Annotated in this window: 2 protein-coding genes; both read left to right on the top strand. The window is 41.5% G+C overall.

What is annotated here, in order from left to right; all coding sequences use genetic code 11:
• On the top strand, nt 1-1,484 hold a 1,484-nt coding region (locus tag AC1DUW_RS24010; RefSeq protein WP_477643643.1), incomplete at its 5' end, for a methylmalonyl-CoA mutase family protein.
• Between the two features lies 1 nt (nt 1,485).
• Nucleotides 1,486-3,361, top strand: a 1,876-nt coding sequence (gene scpA / locus AC1DUW_RS24005; RefSeq protein ID WP_477643642.1) for a methylmalonyl-CoA mutase, incomplete at its 3' end; no start/stop codon positions are given.

The following is a 3,361-nucleotide window of genomic DNA, read 5'->3' as shown; positions in this document are numbered from 1 at the left end:
CCTTAAAGGAACTCCCAGTGTTCATTGATCTTAAGGGGAAACAAAAAGAATTTTTCCCACAAATCAAAGCTGTTGCGGATCTGCAAAAAGCCCAGTTGAAAGGTGTGCTGGCAGAGGATCCAATTGCAGAATGGCTTATTGGTGGTCAGCTCCCAGAAGATACAGACCAATATTTTGCTGAATGGATAAAAACAGTTCAAGATTATCAAAAAGTTGGACCAAATTTAAAGACAGTTCTGGTTAATACTGCTGTATTCCATAACGGCGGGGCCAATGCTGTTCAAGAGATTGCTTACGGATTGGCCGTAGCTGTCCAATATATATTGGAAGGTCAAAAACAAGGGCTTTCTATATCTGAGATTACAGAAAAAATCGTATTTTCTTTTGCAGTTGACTCCAATTACTTTATGTCAATTGCGAAGCTGAGAGCGGCTAGGCGACTTTGGGCTGGTCTTGCTGAAGCCTTTGATACAGCTCCACATCATTTTAAAATGGCAATACATGCTGTAACGTCCGAATTGACAGAAACCCTATATGATCAGCACGTCAACATTCTTCGTACCACCAATCAAGCTTTTGCTGCTGCGATTGGAGGAATTCAATATTTACAAATTCATCCATTTAATCATGCATTCGGGGAATCTGATGATTTTTCAGAAAGAATCGCACGAAATACACACTTGATATTAAAAGAAGAAACAAATATTACGACAGTGGTCGATCCTGCAGGCGGTTCTTGGTATGTAGAGCAATTGACAGATGAACTGGCTGAAAAAGCGTGGATGAAGTTCCTTGAAATTGATACAGCTGGTGGAATTTTTGAAGCAATTAAGCACGGCTCCTTACAGGCGGATTTAGTTGAAGTTTACCAAGGAAGAATTCAAAATGCTGCATTAAGAAAAGAAAGTATTATCGGAACGAATGTATATCCGAATCCCGCAGATAAGATCAAAACTCCAACACAAGAAAAACAGGAGTCATATATGGTTGTTGAGAAGGCAGTGGAGATTACACCAATTACGTTGGAGCGCATTTCAGTCCAATTCGAACAGTTAAGATTACGGAGTGAAACTTTTAAACAAAGTAGTGGAGAAGCCCCGAGAATCGGATTAATTAATTTAAAAGAACTTAAATCCTACAAACCTCGTGCTGATTTTGTTAAGGGGCTAGTTGCAKCAGGGGGCATTGAAACAGTAGAAAGTGCAGGCTGTCAATCAATCCAGGATGCTGTCAATTACGTAGCATCAACAAAACTTCCCATCTATTGTGTTTGTGGCAGTGATAATGACTRCTCGGAATTAGCAAAAACGACAATCAAAGAAATTAAAAAGCAGTTCCCTGAAATTAATCTTTATATAGCCGGTAAGCAGACAGAAGAATTGGAAATCTCACTAAGTGAAGCCGGAGTTAAAGAATTTATCCATGTTAAAACGAATGCTGTAGCAATTTTGATAGAATTACTGCAAGCGCTAGGGGTGAACTAAGATGAAAAAACCGAATTTTTCTACCATAAATCCTGCTAAGGCTGAGATAAAAGGAACGGTTGAAGCATGGAGAAAAGAAGCCGAGATAGCAGTTGAACAAAATATTGACGACCTTTTGTTTGAAACGAATGAACAAATAAGGGTTAAACCGCTTTATGTCAAAGAAGATAATCACAAGTTGGAGCATATGGAAAGTGTGCCAGGTATTGCTCCGTTTACAAGAGGGCCATATCCTTCCATGTACGTTAATCGCCCTTGGACCGTCCGGCAGTATGCAGGCTTTTCGACAGCTGAGGAATCCAATGCGTTTTACCGACGTAATCTAGCGATGGGGCAAAAGGGTCTCTCAGTAGCCTTCGATTTAGCTACTCACCGTGGCTATGACTCAGACCATCCGCGTGTTGTCGGTGATGTTGGAAAAGCGGGAGTTGCAATTGACTCCATTCTTGATATGAAAATCTTGTTCGACGGAATTCCGCTTGATCAAATGTCAGTATCGATGACGATGAATGGTGCGGTATTACCTATTCTGGCTTTTTATATTGTGACAGCTGAAGAGCAAGGGGTTACACAGGATAAACTTTCAGGTACGATTCAAAATGACATTTTAAAGGAATATATGGTTCGGAATACGTATATCTATCCACCTGAGATGTCGATGAAAATTATAGCTGATATTTTTGAGTATACATCCAAATATATGCCTAAATTTAATTCMATCTCTATATCCGGTTATCATTTGCAAGAAGCAGGTGCTCCGGCGGACATCGAGCTCGCCTATACGTTGGCTGATGGACTTGAGTATGCACGTACTGGAATGAAAGCCGGAATCGATATCGATAAATTTGCACCACGTCTTTCGTTCTTCTGGGCTGTAGGAATGAACTACTTCATGGAAGTAGCGAAAATGAGGGCGGGTCGTTTTATTTGGTCAAAACTAATGAAACAATTTGAACCGAAAAATAAAAAAGCAATGGCATTAAGAACCCATTCTCAAACCTCAGGATGGAGCCTTTCTGAGCAGGATCCGTTTAACAATGTCGCACGGACTTTGATTGAAGCACATGCAGCTGCACTTGGTCATACACAATCCCTGCATACGAACGCATTAGATGAGGCGATTGCATTGCCAACTGATTTCTCGGCTCGTATTGCTCGTAATACACAGCTTTACCTGCAGGAGGAAACAGGAATTACAAAGGTTATCGATCCATGGGCGGGTTCATATTACGTTGAGTCGCTCACTAATGAATTAATTGAACGGGCTTGGGCTCACATTGAAGAAATCGAAGGACTTGGCGGGATGGCTAAGGCAATTGAAACTGGTCTTCCAAAAATGAGAATCGAAGAAGCGGCAGCGAAACGTCAGGCTAAAATTGACTCTCAAGATGAAACAATCGTTGGCGTCAATAAATATCGTCTGAAAAAAGAAGATCCGATTGAAATACTGGAAATTGATAATACGGCAGTTCGCGAAAGTCAGCTAAAGCGTTTGAGCGAATTAAAAGCGAACCGTGATCAGGCTATGGTCGATGAAGCTCTTCAAGCGCTAACTCTGGCTGCTAGAACAGGTGAAGGCAACATGCTTGAATTAGCTGTGCAGGCTACCCGCGTCCGGGCTTCACTTGGTGAAATTTCTGATGCTATCGAAGACGTGGCTGGACGTCACAAAGCAACAATCCGTTCTATCAGTGGCGTATATAGCTCTGCTTATTCAAAAGAAACAGAGATTGAGGAAGTCGTCCAAATGACAGAAGAATTCCTTGAAAATGAAGGAAGAAGACCACGTTTGCTGATGGCTAAAATGGGTCAGGACGGACATGACCGTGGAGCGAAAGTAGTCGGAACAGGTTTTGCTGATTTAGGCTATGATGTTG

This window comes from Peribacillus sp. P4_C12 (assembly GCF_056402095.1).
Note: the sequence above shows the minus strand (reverse complement) of the source record. Positions and strands in the feature narration are given on the sequence as shown.